Raw genomic sequence first — 21,431 nt, 5'->3', positions numbered from 1 at the left:
TCTGCCCGTTGTATCGCTATTCGGGGTCCTCGATCAGAACCGCACCGCCCGCGCCCGCGAAGGCCAGCACCCGCTCCGCCTCGGCCTGCGCCGCCTGCCGGTCGGCCCGCCGCAGCGCCACGAACGGCTGCACGACGACCTCCTGCTCACCCGTCAGCCGCCAGGACCCGGCGACCATCCCGTCCACCAGCAGCGTCCCGAGCACGATCCCGTTCTGCGTCATGACCCGCCCCCGGTACTCCTCGGGCAGCACCCGGGTGCGGTCCGCGTGCGACAGCAGCAGATTGTCGAACGGCGCGACCAGCCGCACCGGCGCCGGGGTGTCCGCGTCCGGCCGGGGCGCCTCCGGCAGGTCGTACAGCAGCCGGCCCTGCTCGTCGCGGAAGGTCACCAGCCGCGGCGCGAGCCGTGCCAGCACCGGGGAGAGTCCGGTGCGGCCCGACCACTTCTTCAGGTCGGCCGCGGTGGCCGGGCCGAACGCGGCGAGGTAGCGCAGGACGAGGTCGTCGAGCACGGGCGCCGGGTCGAGCGGGCGGCCGAGCCAGGCTTCGGCGGTGGTGTGCGCGGCCGGGCCGCCGCGCCCCCACAGGCCGCGCGGCGGCACCTGGACGAGCGGCAGCAGGCAGCGGGCCGCCTGGGCGAGCACGGCCGGGTCGCGGTCCGGGCGGGTGGCGGCGAGTAGCGCGCCCAGCTGTTGGAAGGTGCGCGGCTGCTCCTCGACCAGCTCCCGGGCCTCGGCGGCGAGCGCGTCCGGGTCGAGCCCGGCGAGCCCCTTGCCGAAGGTGGTGCGCAGCCCCTGGTCCAGGACGGGCTGGAGCAGCGGGCGCAGCGTCAGGCAGTCGTCGGCGGTGACCAGGTGGATGGTGCCGCGCTGGAGGGCGATCCGGACCACCGACCGCTGTTCGATCAGCGTGCTCAGCGGCTCGGGTGTGAAGCCGTCGAGTCGGGCGAGCAGCCCGAGGTAGGGCGGCTGGGGTGCGGCCTGGGCCTGGAGGCCGGCGAGGTGGTGGACCATCGCGGCGGGTTCCAGGTCGGTGCGGGCGAGCAGGTGCTGACGGGCCAGCAGGGCGCGGCCCAGCTCCCGGGTGCCGAGCACCTGCCCGGGTTCGGTCACCGGCGGCCGTCCAGCACCGAGCGCAGTACGCCGATCCGGTTGGTGGTGATGGAGGCGACCCCGGTGTCCCGCAGTCGGCGCATGGTGCGGCGCAGGTCGGCGGTCCAGGTGGAGACGGCGAGTCCGGCGTCGGTCGCGGCGGCGGCGAACTCGGGGGTGACGAGGCCGAACGGCGGGTTGAGGTAGCGCGGGCGCAGGTCGTCCAGCAGGGTGCGGACGGGCATCCGCGGCTGTTTCCAGGTGAGCGCGATCTCGGCGTCGGGGGTCAGTTCGCGCACCGCGAGCATGGCGGTGACCGGGCCGCAGAAGGCGACCTGCCGTTCGGCGCCGAGTCCGGTGACCACGGACCAGGTGGCGGCGGCCGGCCCGGGGTCGTCCAGGTCGATCAGCAGTCGGCGGCCCTCGGTGGCGGTCACCGCCTTGATCGCCTCGGCGAGCGTGGGGATGGCGAGCCGGCCGTGCCGCAGCTCGTCCAGCTGCTCGGTGGTGACCCGGTCGATCGACCGCGGGTCGTTCCAGAGCCGTTCCAGGGTGCGGTCGTGCAGGAGGACGGGCACCCTGTCGCGGGTGAGCCGGATGTCCACCTCGACGGCGTCGGCGCCGGCGGCCAGCGCGGATTCGATCGAGGGCAGGGTGTTCTCGCGGTGGCGGTACGGGTCGCCGCGGTGGGCGACGGCCAGTACCCGGGGGCTGCGGTCGGTGGTCATCGGATCCTCTCCGCGAGCCAGGGGGTGAGGTTGTGGACGCCGACGTCCTCGCGGTGACTCGGCTCCCCGGGGACAGTGACGATCAGCGTGGTGGACGGCGGGAAGGTGCGCGCCCTGACGTGCACGAGGTCGGTCCAGACCGCGTCCAGGAAGCCCGGGACGCGGTCGCGCTCGACGTCGAAGGCGATGCCCTCGACGGTCACCGTGACCTCGTCGTGGGTGAACAGCCGGACGGCGACACGGGGGCGGCCGTCGAACTCCAGCAGCGCCTCGTGCGGAATCCCGTCGAACTCGCCGCCCGCGCCGCCCGAGCCGCCGGAGCTGCCCGAGCCGACTGGCCCGGGCGGCCCGACCAGGCCGGCGAAGGTCTGGTCGCGGCCGATGTCGTGCCGGGCGCGGACGGTCCGGCCGTGCCGGTCCGCCACGGTCTGGATCGCGAGCACGGCGCTCTGGGTGGTCGGCAGGTGCGGGGGTGGCATCCGGGCCTCTCGGTCGGTTAGACGTCCGGGACTCGTCGGTGGGGCGTCAGCGCCGCTCGATCATCACATTGGTGGACTTGATGACCGCCGTGGCGGGTGCGCCGGGCACCAGGTTCAGCTCCTCCGCCGACTCCCGGCTGATCAGCGACACCACCCGGAACGGCCCGGCCTGGATCTCCACCTGCGCGGCCACGTCGCCGAGCACCACGTGGGTGACGATCCCCGGGAAGCGGTTGCGGGCCGAGGACGGGCGGCCCTCGGCCTCGGCGTTCTCCGGCCGGGCCAGCTCGCGGGCGAAGGCGGCGAGCTCGGCGCCGGGGATGATCCGGTGCCCGTGCTCGTCGCGCGCGGCGGCGAGCCGCCCGGCGTCCACCCAGCGCCGCATGGTGTCGGCGCTGACGCCGAGCAGCGCCGCCGCCTCGCCGATGCGGTACGGGTTCGCCGGCACCTCGGGCTGGCCCATGAGCGACTCCTGACGGTGGTTCGAGGAACAAGGGTCGTGGCGGAACGCGCCCCCGTCCGCCATCCTGCCGTACCGGGTACGGCAACGGGCAAGTCAGGGGCTGCTACCGCTCGAAACCAGGGGCCGCTACGGCTCGCCGAAGAGGTCCCGCCGCACCGCGTCCCCGGCGGTCAGCACCGCACCGGCGAGCACCGCGCCGCCACCCGCCGTACCGGCCCGCACCTCGGTACTCAGCGGGGAGAGCCGGGCCAGCCGCCGCTCGACCCGGCCGGCCAGCTCGGCGCCGCCGGCCCGGCCGATCTCCCCGCCGAGCACCACGCAGCCGGGGTCGAGCACGACGCACACGCTCGCCGCGCCGAGGGCGATCCGCGCGGCCAGCTCGTCCAGGAAGCGCCCGCCCGCCTCGCCCGCCTGGCCCGTGCCCGCCGTCGGCGCCGCCACCTCTGTCACCGCCGCCACGGCCGCCACCGCTGCCACCGCCGCGCGGACGACGGCCTCGGCGGCGGAGGCGTCCCCGGCCGGGTCGGCGGGCAGCCCGTGGGCGCGGGCCAGGTCGCAGATCGCCGCGCTGCCGACCAGGCCGTGGAAGCCGCCTTCGCAGCTGTCGGCGCTGGGCGGCCCGGCGGTCCCGGGGACGGGCAGGAAGCAGATCTCGCCGGTGCCGCCGGAGAAGCCGCGGCGCAGCCGCCCGTCCAGGATGACGGCGGCGCCGACGCTGTGGCCGAGCCACATCAGCACGAAGGTGTCGCGGTCGCGCGCGGCACCGACCCGGTACTCGGCCCGCCCGGCGAGGTTGACCTCGTTCTCCAGGATCACCTCGGTGCCGGGCAACTCCTCCAGTGCGGCGAGGAGTTCGGCGTGCCAGGTGGGGAGTTTGCCGGTGCTCTGCAGCCGCCCGGTGGCGGGGTCGACCAGTCCGGGGGCGCCGACCGCGACGGTGTGCAGCCGCTCGACGCCGGCGCCGCGCGCGGTCTCCAGCAGGGTGGCGGTGATCGCCGCGGCGGTGTCGGGCCCGCCGTCGCCGTCGACCGGGATCTCGGCGGTGGCGAGGACGTGCCCGGCGAGGTCGGCGACGACCAGGCTGACACCGCCGGAGCGGACGTCGAAGGCGGCGATGTGCGCCCGGGAGGCGACCAGTGCGTAGACCCGGGCGTTGGGGCCGCGCCGCTGTTCGCCGCGTTCGCCGACGACCGCCACCAGGCCGGTGCGCTGGAGGCGTTCGAGCAGGTCGGCGACGGTCGGCCGGGAGAGGCCGGTGAGGTCGCGCAGCTCGGTCGCGGTCAGGGGGCCCTGCTCGAGCAGGAGGTTGAGCGCCAGCCGGTCGTTGATCGCCCGGGCAGTGCTCGGCGTGGCCGTACGCGCGGTGGTCATGGCCGCTCATCCTTCCAGAGTGTTTCTATCAGGGTCCCTTCCTGATAGTTTATCGAATCGTCGACCGGCCGGCTGTACCTGCGTTTGACTGTCAGCAAGGCCACCCACAGGGCACTGTCGCGCCCCGCACCGCGCGACCGGGAGGGAACGCCGATGAACCGCACCACCGCACCCCCGCCGGACCCACGGCCGGAACCGCTGGCCGCCCCGCGCCGGGCGCGGGCGAGCATCGCCCTGGTCTTCGGCGTGCACGGCGCCGTCAGCGGCAGCTTCGTCACCCGCATCCCGTGGATCCAGGACCGCCTCGACCTGTCCACCGGACAGCTCGGCCTGGCCCTGGTCATGCCCGCCATCGGCTCCTCCCTCGCCATGCCGCTGGCCGGCCGCTTCGTCCACCGCTACGGCGGCCGGGCGGCGGTGCGCGGCCTGATCGCGCTCTGGTGCCTGGCCCTCGCCCTGCCCGCGCTCGCCCCCTCGCTGCCGGTGCTGTGCGTGGCACTGCTGGCGTACGGGGCCACGGCCGGCATGGCGGACGTCGCGATGAACGCGCAGGGCGTGGAGATCGAGGAGCGGCTCGGCCGCTCGATCATGTCCGGACTGCACGGGATGTGGAGCGCCGGCGGCCTGCTGGCCTCCGGCTTCGGCATCCTCGCCGCCCACCTCGACCTCGACGCCCGGCTGCAGCTGGCCGTCACCGCACTGGTCCTGCTCGCCCTCGCCCAGCCGGTCTGCCGCCGCCTGCCCGACCTGCGGGCGCACGAGGGCGCGGAGGAGCCGCCGAGGTTCGCGCTGCCACCGCGCAGCTCGCTGGTGATCGGGCTGCTCGGCTTCTGCGCGGTCTTCGCCGAGGGCGCCTCGATGGACTGGAGCGGCGTCTACCTGCGGGACGTCACCGGCGCCTCGGCCACTGTCGCCGCCGCCTCGTACACCGCCTTCTCGCTCACCATGGCGGTCAGCCGCCTCGCCGGGGACGCCGCGATCCGCCGCCTCGGCGCCGTCCGCGCCACCCGGATCGGCGGCGCCGTCGCCACCGTCGGCGGCCTGCTGGTGGTCGCCGCCGACAGCCCAGTGCTGGCCATCCCCGGCTTCGCCCTCATCGGCATCGGCATCGCCGTCATCGTCCCGCTCGCCTTCGCCGCCGCCGGCCGGATCGGCACCAACGCCAGCCAGGCCATCGCGGGCGTCGCCACCGTCACCTACACCTCCGGCCTGATCGCCCCCGCCGTCATCGGCACCCTCGCCGAGGCCACCTCGCTGACCGTCTCCTTCGGACTGGTCACTGCCCTCGTCTTCGCCCTGCTGCTGAGCGCCGGGGCGCTGCGCCAGGCCGAACGGCATTCCACCGGCAGAACCGCGACCGCCGTGGAATCGGACATGACGGCGAGTTCCTGAAGGAGTTCCCCGCCCGCACCGCCGACCCCCGGCCGACTGCCCGCACGACTTTCTCCGCCATCCGGGTGCTCCGCACAACCTCCTCGAACTCTCGGCGGTCGAACAGGCCGCCGCGGCCCGGGACTCCCGGCAACGCCTGCCGGGTTTCCTCGCCGGGTCGCGCCGGACCGCACCACCGCCGAACCGCACCACCGGAGGTCGACCGATGTTGTGCCGCACGCGGCTCGTCGCCGCAAGTACCGTCCTCGCCACCGCCGCCGTGGCCTTCACCGCCCCGGCGGCGCCCGCAGCGCCCGCCGCCGCCACCACCGCCACCACCGACTTCGGCCCTGCCGAGATCCGCACCGGCATGTACGCCGGGACGAACGACCTCTGCCTGGAGGTCGCCGACTGGCGCACCGACGACGGCGCCCCGGTCCGGATCTGGACCTGCACCGGCGGCGACAACCAGAAGTGGACCCAGACCGCCAACGGCTGGATCAACCTGCACAGCGGCAAGTGCCTGGAGATCCCCGGCTACAGCACCGCCTGGGGCACCCAGGCCGACCAGTGGACCTGCAACGGCGGCTCCAACCAGCAGTGGAGCGACCCGCCCGCCAGCCACCCCGGCACCCCGCGCCGCATCGTGAACGCCCACAGCGGCCTCGTCCTCGACGTCGCCGGCGGCGCACTGACCGACGGCACCCCGGTGATCCAGTGGGAGTACCTCGCCGGCGCCAACCAGTTCTGGCACTACAACCCCGAGAAGGACCCGTACAGCTGATCCCCCGGCCGCCCGGCGGCCACCGGAGAGCAGCACCACTCGCCCGCCCGTCGTCAGCCTGCCATCGGACACATCCGATGGCAGGCATCCATGGCCACCTCCCAGGCGAACCCGTGACCACGGTTCGCGTCCGGAACCGGTACGTCACCGAATAGGGTTTCGACGCACGTCGTCCCATGACCACGCTCCCAGGGGGAATCCATGACCACGTCGTCACGTGTCCGGCACCGCAGACCCGTCCCGCCCGCCGCAGCCCGCCGCGTGCTCGTTGCCGCCGCCGTCGGGCTCGCCACCGCCGCCGCGACCGTACTCGCCGCCCCGTCGGCCTCGGCGAGCCAGGCCGGGCAGTACCGGATCAGCAACGTCGCCACGGGCAAGTGTCTGGAGGTGGCCGACTGGCGCACCGACGACGGTGCCCCGGTCCGCCAGTGGACCTGCACCGGCGGGGCCAATCAGCAGTGGACGAGCGGACCGGGCTCAACGATCATCAACGTCCACAGCGGCAAGTGCCTGGAGGTCCCCGGGTACAGCACCACCGTGGGCACCCCGATCGACCAGTGGAGCTGTAACGGGGGGTCCAACCAGGGCTGGCGCGACGAGACCCTGGGCACCGGCTTCCCCCACGACTACCCGAACGTGAACAGCGGCCTCTTGCTCGACCTGTACGGCGGGAGTCCGGCGGACGGGACGCCGGTGATCCAGTGGCCGGGCAATAACAGGCCCAACCAGGCCTGGTTCACCAACGGCCCGGTGGCCCGGTAGCCCGCGGCCCCGGTTAGGCTCGGCCGGTGTCCGAGCCCGATGTCATTCCCGCACCCCCCGCCGCGCCGCGTTCGTCCCGGTGGCGGTTGGCGCTGCTGATCGTGCTGCTCGGCGCGGCGGCCGGGTCGCTCCTGCTGTGGAACCCGACGGAGCTGCTGTCCGGGGGGCTGGCGGACCGGATGCCCGGGTACTGGTTCGGGCCGCTGTTCGCCCTGGTGTACGCCGTGGGGACGCTCGCCTTCGTGCCCCGGCCGGCGCTCAACGCGGCGGCCGGGCTGCTCCTCGGCATCCAACAGGGCGTCGCGCTGGCGGTGCTCGGCACCACGCTGGGCGCCGCCCTGGCCTTCGGGCTCGGCCGGAGCCTCGGCCGGGACGCGCTGCGCCCGTACCTGCGCGGGAAGGTACTCGGCGCCCTGGACCGGCGGTTCACCGAGCAGGGGTTCCGCAGCGTGCTGGTGCTGCGGCTGCTGCCCGGCATGCCGTTCCAGGCGGTCAACTACGGCGCCGCCTTCTCCGGGACCCGCGCCCTGCCGTTCGTCCTCGCGACCGCGATCGGCGCGGTGCCGACCACGGCGGTGTACGTGACGGCGGCGGCCAGCTCGGGCAAGCCCGGGTCGGCGGCGTTCCTGCTGTCGGCGGGCCTGATCGCGCTGCTGGGGCTGGGCAGCGTGGCGGGGCTCTGGCGGGCGGCGAGGGCACGGCGCCGGGCGGCGGCCGCCTGAGCGGTCGGCCCGGATGTCGGCCCGCCAGTCGGCCCGGAAGACCTCCCCGGCCGACCTCCCGGTAGACCACCCGACCCGACGTCCGGCCGAACAAATCGTTCGCGCCCCTGCGGCCGCCGGCGCCAGGATGGCCCGCATGACCGGAATGAACCCGCGGGTGGACCCGCCGATGGCCGCCGACGAGGCCGCCACCCTCACCGCCTTCCTCGACTACCACCGCAGCACCCTCGCGCTCAAGTGCGAGGGGCTGAGCGACGACCAGCTGCGCCTGCGCTCCGTCCCGCCGTCCGGCCTCTCGCTGCTCGGCCTGGTCCGGCACATGGCCGAGGTCGAGCGGTACTGGTTCCAGGGGATCCTGCGCGGCGAGGAGGTCGCCACCGGCCACTACTGGACCAAGGCCGACCCGGACGGCGACTTCGACAACGTCGACACCGCCGACGTCGCGGCCGACTTCGCCACCTGGCGCGCCGAGATCGAGGCCGCCCGCCGGGCGGCCGCCGGCCTGCCGCTCGACACGGTCGGCAAGCGGCCGCGCCGCGGCGAGGAAGTGACGCTCCGCTGGATCCTCGCCCACATGGTCGAGGAGTACGCGCGACACAACGGCCACGCCGATCTTCTGCGCGAATCGGTGGACGGCGCGACCGGCGAGTGACCGGCCGCGCGAAATCGTTTCCGCATTGTTGACAGAAGGTCAATTACGCGGCGACCGCTACCGATATGGTCTACGCGCGCAACCGTACGGCGCTACGCCGCGTCTGCTCTCTTTGCCCGGGTCCGCCCGGGTTTCCGGCGCGGCACGACTCGTACGGGGGTCGCGAGCGGGCACGGGACCGGTGAACAGTGCGATACTCGGACAGTTCCGACGAGTGGATGACGTGTCAAAAAGCGACACGCGCCCCCGGGGGACCAGACGGGACGAGGCAGGGAGGCGCGGCATGGGAGCACTTCGCGACGAGCACCACAACGGGTGGCTGATGCCCTCGGGGAACTACCCGGCCGCGGTGTACGACGACGAGTGGGTGGATCAGGAGACGGTACCGGCCGTCGCCGCGCCCGCGAAGATCGTCTCCCTGCGGCCGACGGGCTTCGAAGCGGCCCGCACGGTCGGTGAGCACATCCGGGCGAGCATCCCGGTGGTCATGGACCTCACCGAGATGGAGGAGGCCGAAGCGAAGCGCATGGTCGACTTCGCCTCCGGGCTGATCTTCGGCACCCAGGGCGGCATCGAGCGGATCGCCCGCCGGGTCTTCCTGCTGACCCCGGCCGAGGTCGAGGTCATGGTGATCGACCGCCCGCTCGACGAGACCGGCTTCTACAACCAGAGCTGAGCCGCGGCGCCCATGGCGCAGCGGCACCCCTGACCGGGGACGGCACCCGCCGTCTCCGGTTTTTGCTGTCCGGACACGCTTCAGCCCGTGGATCATTTGAGACTGGAACTTCAATTCTGAGACATCCGTGTCTCATGTGAACTAGACTCCCCTCATGGCCACCGACCGCGACACCGTCCTCGAAGCCGCCGTCGGCGTGCTCTCGCGCCGCCCGACCGCCCACCTGGACGAGATCGCACGGGCCGCCGGCATCAGCCGCGCCACGCTGCACCGGCTCTTCCCGGGGCGCGAGGCGCTGATCCGCGAGGTCGGCCTGCTCGGCCTGCGCCGGTTCGCCGGCGCACTGGACACCGCCGGGGTCGAGGAGGGCGACGCCGAGGCCGCACTGCGCCGCCTGGTGGACGCCTCGGTCCCGGACGCCATGCTCTGCGCCTTCCTGACCGGCGAGAACCAGCTCTACGAGAACGACGAGATCAACGACCTCTGGGAGCTCCAGATCGCCCGGCTGCACGCGCTCTTCCTGCGCGGCCAGCAGCAGGGCGTGTTCCGCATCGAGCTGAGCGCCGCCTGGCTGAGCGAGGCCTTCTTCGACCTGGTCGCCGGCGTCGGCTGGTCGATCCAGGACGGCCGGCTCGCCCCGCGCGACGCCGCCTTCTCGCTCACCGAGCTCTTCCTGGGCGGGGCGCTGCGCAGACCGGACGCCGCCGCCCACGAGTCCACCACCCACAGCACCTCGGACCGCAGCACCTCTGACTGCAGACCGGACACCGATAAACCATGAGTACCCCGACCGCCCGCCAGCGCTGGACCGGCCTCGCCGTCCTCGTCCTGGCCGTCACCGTGGTCGCGCTGGACGCGACCGTCCTCTCCCTCGCCATCCCGTCGATCAGCGAGACGCTGCGCCCCAGCGGCACCCAGCTGCTCTGGATCGGCGACTCCTACTCCTTCGTCCTGGCCGGTCTGCTGGTCAGCATGGGCGCGCTGAGCGACCGGATCGGCCGCAAGCGGCTGCTGCTGGCCGGTGCCTCCGCCTTCGGTGCGGCCTCGCTGCTGGCCGCCTACGCGCCGAGCCCGGGCTGGCTGATCCTGGCCCGCGGGCTGCTGGGTGTCGCCGGGGCGACCATCATGCCGTCCACCCTGTCGCTGATCCGCAGCCTCTTCCCGGACGACCGGGAGCGGGCCACCGCGATCGGCATCTGGGGCGCGGCCGCCACGGCCGGTGCCGCGCTCGGGCCGGTGGTCGGCGGGGTGCTGCTGGAGCACTTCTGGTGGGGTTCGGTGTTCCTGCTGAACATCCCGGTGCTGCTCCTGTTGCTGGGCTTCGGCGTCTGGCTGCTGCCGGAGTCCAAGGACCCGAAGCCGGGCCGCTGGGACGTGCTGAGCGTCGTCCTGTCGATGGCCGGGGTGATCGGCGTGGTGTACGCGGTCAAGGAGGCGGCCGCGCACGGCGTGGTCCGCTGGGACGTGCCGGTCTCGTTCGTTGTGGGTGCCGCGGCGCTGACCGTCTTCGTCCGTCGCCAGCTGCGGCTGGAGACCCCGCTGCTCGACGTCCGGCTGTTCCGCGACCGGCGGTTCACGGCGGCCGTCTCGGCCTCGCTGATCTCCCTGGTCGGGCTCTCCGGTGTGATCTTCGTGGTCTCGCAGTACCTGCAGCTGGTCCGCGGCTACCACCCGCTCCAGGCGGGCCTGGCCGAGCTGCCGGCCTTCGCGGGCTCGGTGGTCGGCGGTCTGCTGACCGTCCGGGTGGCCCGGCGTTTCGGCGCCCGGAAGGCGCTGACGGCCTGTCTGCTGGCGATGGGTCTGGGCGTCGGCGTGCTCGGCTGGCTGGAGCAGGACACCACCTACCTGCTGCTGGCCGTGTCCTTCCTGCTGGTCGGAACGGCCGAGGGCGTGGTCTACACGCTCGGCGCCGACCTGGTGCTGAGCGCCGCGCGCGCCGACAAGGCCGGGGCCGCCTCGGCGGTCTCGGAGACGGCGTACGAGCTGGGCACCGCGCTCGGCATCGCACTGGTCGGCTCGGTGGTCGGCTCGATCTACGCGAGCGGGCTGGCCGTCCCGGCCGGGACGGACCCGGCGGTCGCCGCCCGGGCCGGCGAGTCGCTGGGCTCGGCGGTCGAGTCGGCGCAGGGGCTGCCGCCGGAGGTGGCGCAGCCGCTGCTGGCGAGCGCGAAGCAGGTCTTCGTCGGCGGCATGAACAGCGCCGGACTGCTGGCCGCCGCGCTGCTGGTCGGCGCGGCCGTGATGGCCTGGCGCCTGCTGCGCGGGCTCTCCGAGCCGGCCGGCGCTGCGGCAGCGACCGACGGGGCACCCGCCGAGGCGCCGGTCGGGGCACCCGCCGAGGCACCGGTCGGGGCGCCGGTCGACGCGCCCGCCGAGACCTCGGAGAAGGTCCACGCGTGACCCGCTCCCCCGTACCTCCTCGCCGTCCCGACGGGGGTACGGGGAACGGGCCTTCTCCGATGGCTTCCCTGTCGCTCCGCCGTCGCTCCCCTGCGGAAACGGCCGTTCTCCTCACGGGAACGGCCGTTCCTGCGTGGTCGGGCGCCGCTACTTCGCCCCGAAGGGCAGCTCCAGCTCGGCCCAGACGACCTTGCCGTCCCGGGTGAGCCGGCTGCCCCAGCGCTGGGCCAGCTCGCTGACCAGGAACATCCCGCGCCCGCCCTCGTCCTGCTCGGCGAAGGGGCGCAGCTGCGGGGTCTGGCCGCCGGCGTCGGCAACCTCGACGGTGAGCACCCGGTCGCGGAACAGCCGCAGCCGGCGCGGGGCGTCGGCGTGCAGCAGGGCGTTCGTCACCAGCTCGCTGACCAGGAGTTCGGCGTAGTCGGTGAGCGCGGTCAGGCCCCAGGTCTCCAGGGTGGCACGGGTGAAGCGGCGGGCCCGGCCGGGCAGTCGGCCGCCGCCGCTGAGCGGGAGGGTGGCGATCCGGTCGGCGGGCAGCGGCAGCACCCGCGCCATGATCATCGCGATGTCGTCCTCGGTGCCGTCGGTGACCAGGGCGCTGAGGACGGCGTCGCAGTTCTCCTCCAGGGTCCGGCCGGGCCCGGAGAGCGTGCGGGCGAGCAGGTCGATCCCGGTGTCCAGGTCCTGGCCGCGCCGTTCGACCAGGCCGTCGGTGTAGAGCGCGACCATGCCGCCCTCGGGGATGGTGAACTCGATCGACTCGAAGGCCACCCCGCCGACGCCCAGCGGCACGCCGGGCGGCACCTCGACCATCTCGGCGGTGCCGTCGGGGGCGACCCGGACCGGCGGCAGGTGCCCGGCCGAGGCGACCTGGACGGTGCGCTCCAGCGGGTCGTAGACCGCGCAGATGCAGGTGGCGAACTGGCCCTCGCCGATTCCTGAGGCGGTCTCGTCCAGCCGGGTGAGGACCTGCTCGGGCGGCATGTCGAGGGTGGCGAGGGTCCGGGCGACGGTGCGCAGCTGGCCCATCGTGGCGGCGGCCCGGATGCCGTGGCCCATCACGTCGCCGACCACCAGGGCGACCCGTCCGCAGGACAGCGGCACCACGTCGAACCAGTCGCCGCCGACCTCGCTGACCACGCTGCTGGGCAGGTAGCGGTAGGCGATCTCCAGGCCGAGGGTGCGGTGCACCTCCTGCGGCAGCAGGCTGCGCTGCAGGGTGAGGGCGGTCTCCCGCTCGCGGCGGTAGAGCCGGGCGTTGTCGAGTGCCAGCGCGGTGCGGGCGACCAGTTCCTCGGCGAGGGCGACGTCGGCGGCGGTGAACGGCTCGGGGTTGCGCATCCGGATGAACTCGGAGCCGCCGAGCACCATGCCCCGGGCGGTGATCGGCACCATCAGGTACGAGTGGATGCCCGCCGCCATCCCGGGGGCCACCCGGTCCTCGCTGGAGACCAGTCCGCGCAGCACCTCCTCGTCCACGTGGGCCCGCAGCAGCGGCTTTCCGCTGCGCAGGCACTGGGTGTAGCTGCGGTCGGGGGCGTACTCGGAGGTCTCGCCGACGACGTCGACGGCGCTCGCGAGCCCGGTCTCGTAGGACTCCCCGACGGCGACGGCGCGCAGGGTGGCGGTCCGGTCGGCGGGGATCGGGGTGGGCTCGGCGCCGCGCAGGACCGGCTCCAGCAGGTCGACGGTGGCGAAGTCGGCGAACCGGGGGACGACGGCCTCGATCAGTTCCTCGGCGGTGCGCTGGAGGTCGAGGGTGGTGCCGATCCGGGCGGTGGCCTCGGCGATGGTGGCGAGCCGTTCCTGGGCCCGGGCGGCGCGGGCCTCGGCCTGGAAGCGTTCGGTGACGTCGATGATCGAGGAGCAGACGCCGAAGACCCGGCCGGTGGGGTCCTCGAGGCGGAAGTAGGAGGCGGACCAGGCGCGGTCCCGCTTGGGGTCGCCGGGGACGCGGCCGTGCGAGCGGGCGTCCACCACGGGCTTGCCGGTCTTCAGCACCTGCCGCATGGTCTGCTCGATCTCGGCGCCGTTGATGCCGGGGAGCACCGCGGATATCCGGCGGCCGAGGTGGGCGGCGACCGGCACGCCGTTCATCCGGGCGAGCGCCTCGTTGAGCCGGACGTAGCGCAGGTCGGTGTCGTAGACGGCCATGCCTATCGGGGAGCGGCCGAAGATGCCGTCCAGTACCGCCAGGTCGGCCTCGACGGCGTGCAGGGCACGGCTGTCGGAGGCGGTGGCGAGGAGCAGCAGGGTGCCGGCCGGTCCGGCGACGGGGTAGGTGCGGAACTCCAGGTCGACGGTGTGGCCGTCGCGGTGGCGGACCGGGAAGACGCCGGACCAGCCGACGCCGCCCATGATCCGTTCGAAGAGGGCCAGTACCTCGGCGCGGTTGCCGCCGTCGGTGAGCAGCTGGGCGGCGTAGCTGCCGACGGCTTCCTCGGTGGTGTAGCCGAGCAGGGCTTCGGCGTCCTCGCTCCAGTGCAGGATCAGGCCGTCGTCCTGGAGCAGGGCCGTCGCGAGCGGGACGAGCCGATGGCCCTCGGGGCGCGCGCCTTCGAGGTGTGCGCCCTTGGGACGTGCGCCCTTGGGACGTGCGCCCTCGGGACGTGGCTGAGTGCCACCCGGTGCCGGGTCGGCGGCGTCGGTCGCGCCCCACTCGTGTCCGTGCATGATCAGGCAGCACCCCGGTTCGGCTCGTGCCCGGCCGGGTGGGCCTCGCGGTCCGTGCCGGCCGGGATTCTTCTCCAGACTGCACGGACATCGGCCGCCCGGCGACCCCTTGGTCAGAGGTTCTCCGGCCGCTCCGGGTGTACGGGCGTCATGGGCCTACCGGGCGCAGCGTACTCTCCAGAATGCCCGCCCACTGCCGGATCACTCCGGATCGTCGAAGGCTGTCGTCGGTGAGCAGGTTGGCCAGGCCCAGCCCGCGGGCGAGGTCCAAGGTGGCCTGCACCGATTCGCGCACGCCGGGGCGGGTCTCGTCGGCGTCCAGGAACTCCACGGCGGCCCGGTGGGCCTCCCGGCCGACGTGTCCCTCCAGGGTGATGATCCGCTCGCGCAGCGCCTCCTCGGTGGCGGCGGCGGTCCACAGGTGCAGGGCGGCGCGGAACAGCGGGCCGGTGTAGAGGCGGACGATCATGTCGACCACGGCGCGGGTGCGGTCGGGGCCGGCGGCCGGCAGCTCGTCCGCGTGGGCGCGGACGGCTGCCAGCCGCTCGGCGGTGACGTGCTCGACGGCCGCGGTGAAGAGGTCCTCGCGGGTCGGGAAGTGGTGCTGGGCGGCGCCCCGGGAGACGCCGGCACGCTCGGCGACGACGGTGACGGTGGAGCCGTTCCAGCCGCGTTCGGCCAGGCAGTCCACGGCCGCCGCGAGCAGCCGGGCCCGGGTCGCGCGGCTGCGGTCCTGCTGGGGGGTGCGGGCGGCGGCGTGGCTGGTCATGGCGGCGGGCGGCTCCTGTTCCGGTGGGGGCGCGGCGGGTCGATCCTCACAGACGGGCGCCGGTCTTCGCCCGCCGGGGCCCGGCCCGCCCGGGTCGGCGGCGGGCCCGGTGGGCGGCGGGCCCGGGGCGGCGGCGCACTCAGCCGACGGCGACGCACTCAGCTGACGGCGGCGCGCTCGGCCTCGCGGGCGCGCAGTTCGCGGCGGAGGATCTTGCCGGCCGGGGACTTGGGGACGGCGTCGACGAACTCCACCGCGCGGACCTTCTTGTACGGAGCGACCTGCCCGGCGACGTACCCGGTGACCTCCTCGGCGGTCAGGCCGCTGCCCGGGACGCGGACCACGAAGGCCTTGGGGCACTCGGTGCCCTCGGCGTCCGGGACGCCGATCACGGCGGCGTCGGCGATCTGCGGGTGGCCGAGCAGAACGGCCTCCAGCTCGGCGGGGGCGACCTGGTAGCCCTTGTACTTGATCAGTTCCTTGACCCGGTCGACGATGTGCAGGTAGCCGCGTTCGTCCACATAGCCGACGTCGCCGGTGTGCAGCCAGCCGTCGGCGTCGATGACGGCGGCGGTCTCGGCGGGGCGGCCGAGGTAGCCCTTCATCACCTGGGGGCCGCGGATCAGCAGCTCGCCGCGCTCGCCGGCGCCGAGGTCGCCGTCGGAGCCGTCCAGGGCGGTGATCCGCAGTTCCGTGGAGGGGACCATCCGGCCGACCGAGCCCAGCGAGGGGTCGCCCTCCCGTGGGGAGACCACGTGGGTGACCGGGGAGAGCTCGGTCATGCCGTAGCCCTGGAGCAGGTGCGGCAGGCCGAGGCGCCGGGCGCAGGCGTCGGCGAGCTCGCGGTCCAGCGGGGCGGCGGCGCACAGCAGGTACTCGACGGAGGAGAGGTCGAAGCGCTCCACGGCCGGGTGCTTGGCCAGGGCGAGGGCGATCGGCGGGGCCACCACCAGGGCCTGTACCCGGTGCTCCTCGACGGCGCGGCAGAACTGCTCCAGGTCGAAGCGGGGCAGCACGACCACGGTGGCGCCGCAGCGCAGCGGCTGGTTGAGCAGCGCCGCGAGGCCGTAGATGTGGAAGAACGGCAGGACGGCGAGCACCCGCTCGCCCTCGGCGGGGCGGTAGAGGGCGTCGCACTGGGCGAGGTTGGTGGCGATCGAGCGGTGGGTGAGCATGACGCCCTTGGGCAGGCCGGTGGTGCCGCTGGAGTAGGGCAGCACGGCGACGTCCTCGCCGGGGTCGATCGCGACCTCGGGGGCGGGGCCGGGCGCGGCCAGCAGGTCGGCGAGCGAGCGGTGGCCGTCGGCGCCGTCCAGCACGACGATCTCGGTCAGCGGGTGGCCCTGCTCGGCGAGCAGTTCGGCGGCCGTACGGGCGGTCGGCAGGAACGGGGAGACGGTGACCAGCCGGCGGGCGCCGCTGTCGCGCAGCTGGCCGGCGAGTTCGGCGGGCGTGGCCAGCGAGGAGACCGTGGTCACGGTGGCGCCGGCCCGGGTGGCGCCGTAGTAGGCCATCGGGTAGGTGATCGAGTTGGGGCTGAAGAGGGCGACCACGTCGCCCCGGCGCACGCCCGACTCGGCCAGCCCGGCGGCGACCCGTTCGACGGCGGCGGCGAGCTGCGCGTAGCTGACCCGCTCCCCGGTGAGGCCGTCGATCAGAGCCGGCCGGTCGCCGTACCGGGCCGCGGCGCCGAGGACCGCGTCATGGATCGGCAGGTCGACCACGGGGACGTCCGGGAAATCGCTGCGGAACACCAAGGTAAGCCTCCAGTAAGGAAGTTGACGCGGCAACAAAACCTGCGAGGGCGTGTTCAGGAGCATACGGACAGTCAGGGGGGAGGCTGGGCCATTGTGGGGAACCGGGGGCGGAGCTCGCGTGGCACAGTTGCTCCCGGGGGCGCCCGCGCGGACGGTGTTGCACCACGGCCGCCCAGCCCAGGGCGGCCTCGGACCCTGGAGCACCCCACCGTGAGCACCACCTCCCCTCCCCTGCCCCCGGCCCGCCGGCTGCTCGCCGCCGCCGGCGCCGCCCTCGCGCTCACCCTCGGCGCGGCGCCGGCCGCGCTGGCCGCGCCGGGCGACAACGGTGACGTCAAGATCCACGACAGCACCACGCCGGTGGCCAGCCAGAACGACGACCCGAAGGTCTGCCAGTTCTACCTGGACGCCTTCAACTTCGACACCGTCACGCTGGTCAACTGGACGATCTCGCAGCAGCCGCCGACCGGCACCGCGCAGGTGCTGGCCGGGTCGATCGTGCTGGCCACCGGCACCGGCTCGACGCAGACGTACAGCCTGCCCGACGGGCACTACAAGCTCGAATGGACGTTCGCCGGCGAGAACGGGAACGCGAAGCAGAAGGTCTTCGACGTTTCCTGCGCCACCTCGTCGCCGTCTCCCTCGACCTCCTCCTCGCCGCCCTCGTCACCGAGCCACTCGCCCAAGCCCGGCCCGCACGGCGGGGTGGGCACCGGCGGTGGCGGCACCTCCGGGGCGAACACCGCCGAGGTGGTCGGCGGCGTCGCACTGGTAGTCGGCGCCGGCGGACTCACCATCCGCGCGATGCGCCGCCGCCCCGGGCGCAATGCCGAGTCCTGACCGCCCCACCCGCGCGCCGCGCGGCGGCCCCCTGCCCTGGCGGGCGGGGGTCGCCGCGCTGGCGCTCGCGGCGTGCGGCGTCTGGCTGGTCCACAACGGCACCACCGGCCGGAACGGGCCACCACTGCCGCCCGCGTCCTCGGCACCCGCCGCCTCGGCACCCGCCTCGCCGGCCGCCGCCCCGACGCCGGCCCCGGTTCCGGCCCCCGTGCCCGCGCCGCCGCTGCCGGCCTCGGTTCCGACCAGGATCCGGATCCCCGCGATCAAGGTCGACGCCCCGGTCACCGGCGTCGGGCTGACCGCCGCCCGGCAGCTCGCCACCCCGCCGATGGAGCAGCGCAACCTGACCGGCTGGTACCGGGACGGCGCCGCGCCCGGGGCCGCCGGGAACGCGATCGTCGTCGGACACGCGGACAACCACAGCGGGCCGGCCGTCTTCTACCGGCTCGGACTGCTGCGCCCGGGCGACACCGTCGAGGTGACCCGCAAGGACCGGCACACTGCCGTGTTCACCATCGACTCCGTCCAGGTGTTCCCGAAGAAGGACTTCCCGGACGCCCTGGTGTACGGCGCCGACAGCGCCGACCGCGCGGAGCTGCGGTTGATCACCTGCGGCGGGAAGTTCGACCGGAAGACCGGGTACGAGTCCAACACCGTGGTGTTCGCCCACCTGTCCTCCTCACGGTGAGCAGCGGTCACAACGGCCCGGCTCAGTACGACTTCGGCAGGCCGAGGGTGTGCTGGGCGACGTAGTTGAGCACCATCTCGCGGCTGACCGGGGCGACCCGGCCGACCCGGGTGGCGGCCAGCAGCGCGCCCAGCCCGTACTCCTGGGTGAGGCCGTTGCCGCCGAGGGTCTGCACCGCCTGGTCGACGGTCCGCGCGGCGGCCTCGCCGGCGGCGTACTTGGCCATGTTGGCGGCCTCACCGGCCGCGAGGTCCTCGCCCGCGTCGTAGAGCAGCCCGGCCTTCTGGGTCATCAGCCGGGCCAGCTCGATCTCCACCGCGCACTGCGCCAGCGGGTGGGCCAGGCCCTGGTGGGCGCCGATCGGGGTGGACCAGACGGTGCGGGTCTTCGCGTACTCGACGGCCTTGCCGAGCGCCTGGCGGGCCAGGCCGAGGGAGAACGCGGCGGTGAGGACGCGCTCGGGGTTGAGGCCGGCGAACAGCTGGAGCAGGCCCGCGTTCTCGTCACCGACCAGGGCGTCGGCGGGCAGCCGGACGTCGTCCAGGAAGACCTGGAACTGCTTCTCGGGGGCGACGAGTTCCATCGGGATCGCCCGGTACTCGAAACCCGGGGTCTCGCGCGGGACGACGAACAGGCAGGGCTTCAGCTTGCCGGTGCGAGCGTCCTCGGTGCGGGCCACGAACAGGACGGCGTCGGAGTGGTCGATGCCGGAGACGAACACCTTGCGGCCGGTGAGCAGCCAGTCCTCGCCGTCGCGGCGGGCGACGGTGGAGATCCGGTGCGCGTTGGAGCCGGCGTCCGGCTCGGTGATGCCGAAGGCCATCTTGCGGCTGCCGTCGGCGAGGCCGGGCAGCCAGCGCTGCTTCTGCTCCTCGGTGCCGTAGCGGGCGATCACGGTGCCGCAGATCGCCGGTGAGACGATGAGCAGCAGCAACGGGCAGCCGGCGGTGCCCAGTTCCTCGAGGACGATGGCGAGGTCGGTGATGCCGCCGCCTCCGCCGCCGTACTCGGCGGGCAGGTTGACACCGAGGTAGCCGGCCTTGCCGGCCTCCGCCCACAGTTCGTCGGCGGGCTCGCCGGCCCGGGCCTTGGCGAGGTAGTAGGCGGAGCCGTAGCGACGGCCGAGGTCGCCGACGGCCTGGCGCAGGGCCCGGCGTTCGGGGGTTTCGAGGAGCTGACTGCCGATGGCGGACATGCGGTGGTTCCTTCCTCAGGCCTCTGGGGGCTCAGCCTCTTGGGGGGACTTGACGACGGCCAGCAGGGTGCCGAGTTCGACCTGCCGGCCCGGGGTGGCGCACAGTTCGACGAGGACGCCGTCGGCGGGGGCGGTGACGCGGTGCTCCATCTTCATCGCCTCCAGCACGAGCAGCGGCTGTCCGGCGGTGACGGTGTCCCCGACGGCGGCGGTGGTGCGCACGACCGTGCCGGGCATCGGGGCGAGCAGGGCACCGGGGTCGGTGCGGACGGTGGGGTCGGGGAAACGCGGGAGGGCGGTGAGCACGCTGCCGCCGGCGGGGGTGTCGACGTACACCCGGTCGCCGTGGCGGGCCACGCGGTAGGTGCGCCGCAGCCCGCCCTCGCGCAGCACGACCCGGTCGGGGGTGGCCTCGACCAGCTCGACGTCCGGGTGGTCCTCGGCCCGCAGACCGGTGCGGGTGAGGCGGTAGCGGACCTCGAACTCGGCTCCGTCGTCCGCCCGGTAGCGCTTGAGCTGCGGCTGGGAGGGCAGGTTGCGCCAGCCGGACGGGAACGCCGCCACCCGCCGGGCGGCGGCGTCGGCGAGGGCGGCGGCCAGGGCGGCGCGTTCGACGCCCTTGGTGTCCGGCGCGGTGAGCTCGGCGCCGTGCTCGGCCAGGAATCCGGTGTGCAGGCACTCACCCAGGAACGCCGGATGCCGCAGCGCGCGGACCAGCAACTCCCGGTTGGTGGCGGGCCCGTGGATCCGGGCCCGGGCCAGCGCGTCGGCCAGTCGGCGGGCGGCGGCCGCGCGGGTCGGCCCCCAGGCGATCACCTTGGCGAGCATCGCGTCATAGTGCGGGGTGATCTCGCTGCCGGCCTCGACTCCGGAGTCCAGCCGCACGCCGGAGTCCGGGTGGATCCCCCGGCCGGTGAACTGCTGGTGCGGGACGGTGAGTTCGAGGCGGTGCAGGGTGCCGGTGGCGGGCTGCCAGTCCTTGGCCGGGTCCTCCGCGTACAGCCTGGCCTCGATCGCGTGGCCGTGCGTCGCCGGTGGCTCCGGCGGAAGCTTCTCCCCTTCGGCGACGGCGAGTTGGAGCGCCACCAGGTCCAGTCCGGTGACCGCCTCGGTGACCGGGTGCTCCACCTGGAGCCGGGTGTTCATCTCCAGGAACCAGAACCGGCCGTCCTCGGCGAGCAGGAACTCGGCGGTGCCGGCGCCGACGTAGCCGATCGCCCGGGCGGCGCTCACCGCGGCCGCGTGCAGCTCGGCGCGGACCTGCGCCGGCAGGCCGGGGGCGGGGGCCTCCTCGATCACCTTCTGGTGCCGCCGCTGCAGCGAGCAGTCGCGGTCGCCGACCGCCCGGACCGTGCCGTGCGCGTCGGCCAGCAGCTGGACCTCGACGTGCCGCCCGGCGGGCAGGTAGCGCTCGCAGAACACCTCGTCCGAGCCGAAGGCCTTGGCCGCCTCGGCACGGGCGGCCGCCAGTTCGCCGGGCAGGTCCGCGAGGCTCCGGACGACCCGCATGCCCCGGCCGCCGCCGCCCGCCGCCGCTTTGACCAGGACCGGCAGGTCGGCCTCGGTCGGCTCGGCGAGCGCGCCCAGGACGGGCACCCCGGCCTCGGCCATCAGCCGCTTGGCGGCCGTCTTGGAGCCCATCGCGGCGATCGCGGCCGGCGGCGGGCCCACCCAGACCAGGCCCGCGTCCAGCACGGCCTGTGCGAACTCGGCGTTCTCGGACAGGAATCCGTACCCGGGGTGGACGGCGTCGGCCCCGGCCGTGAGCGCGGCGCGGACGATCAGCTCGGCCCGCAGGTAGGTGTCGGCGGGCGCGGCACCCGGCAGCCGGACGGCCGCGTCGGCCTCGCGCACGTGCGGGGCGTCGGCGTCCGGGTCGGAGTGGACGGCGGTGGTCGCGATGCCGAGCTCACGGCAGGTGCGGAAGACCCGGCGGGCGATCTCGCCCCGGTTGGCGACCAGCAGATTGCCGATCGATGTCTTGGAAGTCATTCGTGGCTCCGTCACA

20 protein-coding genes are annotated in these 21,431 nt (G+C 74.3%); 10 read left to right on the top strand and 10 right to left on the bottom strand.

The annotated features are described in order from the left end of the window. Positions 1–16: 16 nt before the first annotated feature. The 5 genes from ACZ52R_RS32080 to ACZ52R_RS32060 all read right to left on the bottom strand — a co-directional run bounded on the left by ACZ52R_RS32080 (position 17) and on the right by ACZ52R_RS32060 (position 4,134). Entirely contained in the window at positions 17–1,114 is a 1,098-nt protein-coding gene (locus ACZ52R_RS32080) for a winged helix DNA-binding domain-containing protein (protein WP_465618903.1), read from the bottom strand. After that, positions 1,111–1,821, bottom strand: coding sequence for a glycerophosphodiester phosphodiesterase (locus ACZ52R_RS32075; protein WP_465618901.1), 711 nt, complete (start codon positions 1,819–1,821; stop codon positions 1,111–1,113). Before ACZ52R_RS32075 ends, ACZ52R_RS32080 begins: the two co-directional genes overlap by 4 nt. Then, the gene (locus ACZ52R_RS32070; RefSeq protein ID WP_465754603.1) at positions 1,818–2,300 is read right to left on the bottom strand and encodes a hypothetical protein; all 483 of its coding nucleotides are present in this window, start codon (positions 2,298–2,300) and stop codon (positions 1,818–1,820) included. Before ACZ52R_RS32070 ends, ACZ52R_RS32075 begins: the two co-directional genes overlap by 4 nt. 46 nt (positions 2,301–2,346) lie before the next feature. Then, complete coding sequence (locus tag ACZ52R_RS32065) at positions 2,347–2,763, bottom strand: TOBE domain-containing protein (RefSeq protein ID WP_360502987.1); 417 nt, start codon at positions 2,761–2,763, stop codon at positions 2,347–2,349. Positions 2,764–2,889: 126 nt separating this feature from the next. Further along, the gene (locus ACZ52R_RS32060) at positions 2,890–4,134 is read right to left on the bottom strand and encodes an ROK family transcriptional regulator (protein WP_465618896.1); all 1,245 of its coding nucleotides are present in this window, start codon (positions 4,132–4,134) and stop codon (positions 2,890–2,892) included. Between the two features lie 153 nt (positions 4,135–4,287). On the opposite strand from ACZ52R_RS32060, the gene ACZ52R_RS32055 reads away from it, so the two are divergent. From ACZ52R_RS32055 to ACZ52R_RS32020, 8 genes are all read left to right on the top strand, one after another. Beyond that, positions 4,288–5,526 carry an MFS transporter gene (locus tag ACZ52R_RS32055; RefSeq protein ID WP_465754602.1) on the top strand — a complete coding sequence of 413 codons (1,239 nt, stop codon included), beginning with the start codon at positions 4,288–4,290 and terminating at the stop codon, positions 5,524–5,526. Between the two features lie 205 nt (positions 5,527–5,731). Further along, entirely contained in the window at positions 5,732–6,289 is a 558-nt protein-coding gene (locus tag ACZ52R_RS32050; RefSeq protein WP_465618892.1) for an RICIN domain-containing protein, read from the top strand. Positions 6,290–6,490: 201 nt separating this feature from the next. Next, complete coding sequence (locus ACZ52R_RS32045) at positions 6,491–7,051, top strand: RICIN domain-containing protein (RefSeq protein ID WP_465754601.1); 561 nt, start codon at positions 6,491–6,493, stop codon at positions 7,049–7,051. A 26-nt stretch (positions 7,052–7,077) separates the two neighbouring features. Continuing rightward, entirely contained in the window at positions 7,078–7,773 is a 696-nt protein-coding gene (locus tag ACZ52R_RS32040; RefSeq protein ID WP_465618888.1) for a TVP38/TMEM64 family protein, read from the top strand. 136 nt (positions 7,774–7,909) lie between these two features. Further along, entirely contained in the window at positions 7,910–8,425 is a 516-nt protein-coding gene (locus tag ACZ52R_RS32035; RefSeq protein WP_396287958.1) for a DinB family protein, read from the top strand. Positions 8,426–8,708: 283 nt separating this feature from the next. Beyond that, positions 8,709–9,101, top strand: coding sequence for a cell division protein SepF (locus tag ACZ52R_RS32030; RefSeq protein WP_360502971.1), 393 nt, complete (start codon positions 8,709–8,711; stop codon positions 9,099–9,101). A gap of 154 nt (positions 9,102–9,255) precedes the next feature. After that, on the top strand, positions 9,256–9,882 hold the full coding sequence (locus ACZ52R_RS32025; protein ID WP_465618885.1) for a TetR/AcrR family transcriptional regulator: 627 nt from the start codon (positions 9,256–9,258) through the stop codon (positions 9,880–9,882). Beyond that, on the top strand, positions 9,879–11,501 hold the full coding sequence (locus ACZ52R_RS32020) for an MFS transporter (RefSeq protein WP_465618883.1): 1,623 nt from the start codon (positions 9,879–9,881) through the stop codon (positions 11,499–11,501). Before ACZ52R_RS32025 ends, ACZ52R_RS32020 begins: the two co-directional genes overlap by 4 nt. Positions 11,502–11,648: 147 nt before the next feature. Here ACZ52R_RS32020 and ACZ52R_RS32015 read toward each other — a convergent pair whose 3' ends face one another. The 3 genes from ACZ52R_RS32015 to ACZ52R_RS32005 all read right to left on the bottom strand — a co-directional run bounded on the left by ACZ52R_RS32015 (position 11,649) and on the right by ACZ52R_RS32005 (position 16,700). Next, positions 11,649–14,174 (bottom strand): SpoIIE family protein phosphatase, encoded by a 2,526-nt coding sequence (locus tag ACZ52R_RS32015; protein ID WP_465618881.1) that lies wholly within the window; start codon positions 14,172–14,174, stop codon positions 11,649–11,651. A gap of 148 nt (positions 14,175–14,322) precedes the next feature. After that, entirely contained in the window at positions 14,323–14,943 is a 621-nt protein-coding gene (locus tag ACZ52R_RS32010; protein WP_360502962.1) for a TetR/AcrR family transcriptional regulator, read from the bottom strand. Between the two features lie 158 nt (positions 14,944–15,101). Then, positions 15,102–16,700, bottom strand: coding sequence for a 4-coumarate--CoA ligase family protein (locus ACZ52R_RS32005; RefSeq protein ID WP_465618879.1), 1,599 nt, complete (start codon positions 16,698–16,700; stop codon positions 15,102–15,104). Positions 16,701–16,910: 210 nt separating this feature from the next. Between ACZ52R_RS32005 and ACZ52R_RS32000 the strand changes: the two genes are divergently transcribed. Beyond that, positions 16,911–17,540, top strand: a complete 630-nt coding sequence (locus ACZ52R_RS32000) for a hypothetical protein (RefSeq protein ID WP_465754600.1) — start codon at positions 16,911–16,913, stop codon at positions 17,538–17,540. Beyond that, positions 17,527–18,228 carry a class F sortase gene (locus ACZ52R_RS31995; RefSeq protein ID WP_465618875.1) on the top strand — a complete coding sequence of 234 codons (702 nt, stop codon included), beginning with the start codon at positions 17,527–17,529 and terminating at the stop codon, positions 18,226–18,228. The genes ACZ52R_RS32000 and ACZ52R_RS31995 overlap by 14 nt, the downstream gene beginning before the upstream one ends. Before the next feature lie 22 nt (positions 18,229–18,250). Here ACZ52R_RS31995 and ACZ52R_RS31990 read toward each other — a convergent pair whose 3' ends face one another. Then, positions 18,251–19,423, bottom strand: coding sequence for an acyl-CoA dehydrogenase family protein (locus ACZ52R_RS31990; RefSeq protein WP_360502951.1), 1,173 nt, complete (start codon positions 19,421–19,423; stop codon positions 18,251–18,253). A gap of 15 nt (positions 19,424–19,438) precedes the next feature. Then, a complete protein-coding gene (locus tag ACZ52R_RS31985; RefSeq protein WP_465754599.1) occupies positions 19,439–21,415 on the bottom strand; it encodes an acetyl/propionyl/methylcrotonyl-CoA carboxylase subunit alpha in 1,977 nt (658 codons plus the stop codon). Positions 21,416–21,431: the final 16 nt, after the last annotated feature.

It is taken from the genome of Kitasatospora sp. NPDC034023 (assembly GCF_055575795.1).
This window is presented reverse-complemented; position numbering and strand designations above follow the sequence as displayed.